Origin of the sequence: Prosthecobacter sp., assembly GCF_044222345.1 — a bacterium.
Classification (GTDB): domain Bacteria; phylum Verrucomicrobiota; class Verrucomicrobiia; order Verrucomicrobiales; family Verrucomicrobiaceae; genus Prosthecobacter.
Map to the genome: position 1 here is coordinate 1 of NZ_JBGANL010000144.1, position 3714 is coordinate 3714.

The following is a 3714-nucleotide window of genomic DNA, read 5'->3' on the forward strand; positions in this document are numbered from 1 at the left end:
CTGCCCGAATCCATTGCGCACCGGCACGTCTCGGCTCCACAGCTCCGGGTTGCGTTTGCGGCGCGGTTCCACCATGGCCCTGAAGGCCGCCTGTTGCTCCTTGTCGAGCTGCCCCCATTTTTTGTAGCGAGCAGGGCGGTGAATGAAGCTGCCGTAGTCGAGATACTTCTCGATGGCGCTGCCTCCATCATAGTCCTTGTCGCTCGGCTCCTTGCCGGGGTTGGACTCCGCGCTGCGGTTCGCCTGGGCAAGCACGATGAAGAAGATGCCGAACTCTTTGGCGAGCGAGTGAATCGTATCCATCGCCTCGGCGATCTGGTGGCGCTCCTCGCCCTGGCCGCGTTTCGTGACGCTGCGGACCAGCTGCACATAGTCGATGGCGCAGCATTTGATGCCATGCTTGCGCACCATCATGCGGACGACGGCGCGCAGGTCGTTTGTGTCCATCGGCTTGTCGTGCACCCACAGCTTTGCGCGTGACATTTTCATCCGTGAAAGCGTCAGGTTTTCCTGATCGCCGCGCGTCATGCCGCCCGTGTCCTCAAGGTCGCCATCGTCATCGCCGGGCACATAGTCGGCGGCTTTGGGCTTCTCCAAAAAGCCGGTGCTTGCCTTGCTCGTCTCGATGCCGAAGCCGCCGAACATGATGCGGTTCCACAGGCGGCGGCGGCTCATTTCGAGCGAGAGCACAAGCGTGGGGATGTCTTGATCCACGGCGATGCTCTTCACCATCGAGCACAGCACGTTCGTCTTGCCCATCTTCGGCCTTGCGCCGCACACAAACACGTCGCCGGGCTCAAGGCCCTGGCCGCCGATGGCGCGGTCAAGATCCACCCAGCCCGTGCTGGCACCGAGCAGCTTGCCCTTGTTGTGCATCAGCTTCTCCACGTGGTCGATCACTTCCGTCACGACGGCGGAGCTGTGCACAGGGCCATCGTCACCCTGGCCGGTGCGGATGCGCTCCAGCAAGGCAAAGACATCGCTTTCAATCGCGGCCACCGTGTCGCCGGTGTCTTGCGCTGGATCTTCTTTCCCGTGTTCGTAACAGCCGTTGATGCCTTTGGCACAAACCTTGATCGCATCGCGCAGAATCCATTTGGCGAAGGCGACTTTGCGATAATACGGCGCGTGCGCGTCGATCGGCACGAAGGTGTAAAGCTCGCTGATCGCAGCGGACCCGCCCACCTTGTCGAGCTGGCCCTTGTCGCGCAGCCAGTTGGTGAGCATCACAACCTCGATCGGCAGGCGGGCGTCGTCGAGCGCGAGGATCGCCTCGTAAATGTGCCGGTTGGGCAGGTGATAAAATGCCTCGGCCGGCAGCATGGCGCGCGTCTCGCTGAGGCGTTCAATTCCGCCTTGCAACAGGCACGAGAGGATGCCTTTCTCGGCCTCGTCACTGAAGGGAAGCTGGCGATTGATGCCCGCCAGCATGTCTTCCGTGGAGGGCTCGCCCCCCTTCCTTTTTTTGCCGCCCGGAAAGGCCTCCCCGCCCTCGGGGTGGTGGGCATCGAATGCCGGCTCGTCGCTGGATTCGTATTCGCTCACGCTTCAGCCCCCCCCTTTTTTCTTCGCATTCGTCGATCAGGCGCTGCGAAGGCCTTGCGCACGTCGGCGAAGGCGGCTGGCATCGGCGCGCGGGTGATCAGCGGCCAAACGTCGCGCCAGCCCCTGCTCAAAGTCTCCAGCGCCGCTCAACAGGTCTTTTTCCTCGATGACGATTTCCTCCGCTCCAATTTCCTTTTTCGTCGGCGGATGTTCGTGCTGAACGTGGGCGTTCTCGGTCCGTTTCCATCCGGCGGGGTCGTCCAGATGGTGACCGGCGTTGAACCACGTGGCCGGGTAGGGGATGAATTGCGGATCTTCGTCCTTCACGCTCTCGGCGTAGAGCCGGACCTTCGCCTGCAGCTCCATCTCGGTGAGTCCGCTGGTTTTGATGGCCTTCTTGATCGCAGCCAAGGCTTTGAGCTTCCCCTTTTTTCGCGGGTAAAGCATGTAAATCTCCTCAGCCAAGGCGTCATCACTCGGTTGTCTCGGCGATGGCTTCTCAGCCGCTACGGGTGTAACAACAGCGCCAGCGGCAGTACTCTCATGGTTACTGGTTTCTGGTTTCTGGTTACTGGTTTCTGTAGGGTAGTTCGGCGGCGGAACACCTGGGCTACTGGAATCATACGGCTGTAATACGAGGGGCTTACGGGTGTCGAGCACTCGAATGCGCCCTGTAGCGTCTTCGTAATACCGGGAAGGGTCGAGCGCAAAGGCCTCGAACGTCGGGCGTTTGAGGGTGCCGTTGACACTGTCCCAGTGTCGGCACAGGATGGCGTAGCGCTTTTGCTGGCCGGTGACCTTGAAGGCGGCGATTTCCTTCTCCACGCGCTTTTGAATGAAGATTTTGCGCTCCGCGTCGTGCACAAAACAGTACTTCAGCACGAGATCCAGCGCGCTCCTCTCGGCGGGTGAGCTGGCACCGGCAAGAAAGGCCAGCTCGTCGCGGTCGTCAGTGAGCGGGGTCTCGCTCTTGTAATACTCCATCAGGAGGGTCAGGAAGATGCCCAGGTGCACCGGTTTGAACCGTTGCGTGGCCTGCGTGAAGTCGCCGATGTTGAGGGGGATGATGTGCATGGGGCGAGAGTAGGTGAGTCAGCGGATTTTATGGCCGTCTCGGGTGTGTTGGAGTTTGGGGGAGCCGCCAAGGGTGCGGGTCTGCTGGTAGAGCGGGCGGTTGGCCTTTGGCACGGGCTTGCGCCGCACCTCGGCGGTGCCTCGTTCCATCGTGCCCTGAATGATGACGATGGCGGCGGGGATGCCGGAGGCGGTGAGATTGGCGAGAATCGATTCCAGCTCGGCGCGATCGCGCGGCCACGAAGCGCGGTAGGTGACAGACTGCTTCAGCCCGGCTTGGTTGGCGTCAGCAAGGGTGAGGATGGTCGGTTGTGTGGTGATCATGGGCAGCAAGATTTGGGATGGTGTGCGTGCCACCAGTCGCGGCGCTTGGCCCGGCAGGCGGAGCAAAGGACGAGGGCGGGGTTCTCGCGCGCCCGCACACTCCGGGCAGCGCCTTCGTGCAGAGACGGCGGCGGCGTTCGCGTGATAGTGGGGATCGAGATGGCGTCCGGCTTTCATCGGCGAGCCAGCGCCTCCTCACGCGCAGTTCGATATCCCGTCGGTCGAGTTCTACCCAGCCAGTCTTCCGCATCGCGGTGCCCGTCTCTGATGCGGTCACCCAGCTCCACATGGCTCCGCTGTAACACGTCAGCCGTCGAACCGGCTTAACACGTCGCCCGCGGCATCCTGTTCAAAGTCTGGTTCGTTTTCGATCTTCTCGATTTCGTCGGAGAGTGCTTCTGACAGCGATTCAAGCTGTCTGACTTCATCTTGCGCGGCGTCCAGGTCCGATTCGACCGCATCAAGCTTTTTGCGCAGTCTGGCCAGTCGCATGGCCTTGGGTTCAACGGTGGTTCTTTTGGGTTGGGTGGGGATGTCAAAGAGCGTGTTCATTGGCAGCACTGGGGTTCGTGTTTGTTGAGGCGGGACAAGTCTGGCATCTGGCCGGTGGACTGGGCTTCCTTGGCCAGCTCCAGCAGCGTGATGGTCTCCGGCGTCAGCGTGTCGCCGGCTGCGGTCTGGATCTCGTCGATGTGGCGAACGACGGGGTCGGTGGTGGCCGTGGGCTGCTCGGTGAGGGGTGCCACCATCGCTTCATCAAAGGCACCCTTC

Annotated in this window: 5 protein-coding genes; all 5 read right to left on the reverse strand. The window is 61.7% G+C overall.

The window, feature by feature from the left end:
• Positions 1–1545 (reverse strand): replicative DNA helicase (locus ACILSL_RS27325; RefSeq protein WP_395735239.1); only part of this gene is annotated, 1545 nt, incomplete at its 3' end.
• A 36-nt stretch (positions 1546–1581) separates the two neighbouring features.
• A complete protein-coding gene (locus ACILSL_RS27330) occupies positions 1582–2619 on the reverse strand; it encodes a DUF1376 domain-containing protein (RefSeq protein ID WP_395735240.1) in 1038 nt (345 codons plus the stop codon).
• 18 nt (positions 2620–2637) lie between these two features.
• Positions 2638–2943: a hypothetical protein gene (locus tag ACILSL_RS27335; RefSeq protein WP_395735241.1), complete on the reverse strand. Its 306-nt coding sequence runs from the start codon at positions 2941–2943 to the stop codon at positions 2638–2640.
• 306 nt (positions 2944–3249) lie between these two features.
• Positions 3250–3495: a hypothetical protein gene (locus tag ACILSL_RS27340; RefSeq protein WP_395735242.1), complete on the reverse strand. Its 246-nt coding sequence runs from the start codon at positions 3493–3495 to the stop codon at positions 3250–3252.
• Positions 3492–3714: hypothetical protein (locus tag ACILSL_RS27345; protein ID WP_395735243.1), on the reverse strand; the 223-nt coding region annotated here is incomplete at its 5' end. The genes ACILSL_RS27340 and ACILSL_RS27345, both read right to left, overlap by 4 nt.

Excerpts from the sequence above, each read along its gene's own strand:
- ACILSL_RS27340 (WP_395735242.1), bottom strand. The coding sequence starts at position 3,495 with ATGAACACGCTCTTTGACATCCCCACCCAACCCAAAAGAACCACCGTT.
- ACILSL_RS27335 (WP_395735241.1), bottom strand. The coding sequence starts at position 2,943 with ATGATCACCACACAACCGACCATCCTCACCCTTGCTGACGCCAACCAA.
- ACILSL_RS27330 (WP_395735240.1), bottom strand. The coding sequence starts at position 2,619 with ATGCACATCATCCCCCTCAACATCGGCGACTTCACGCAGGCCACGCAA.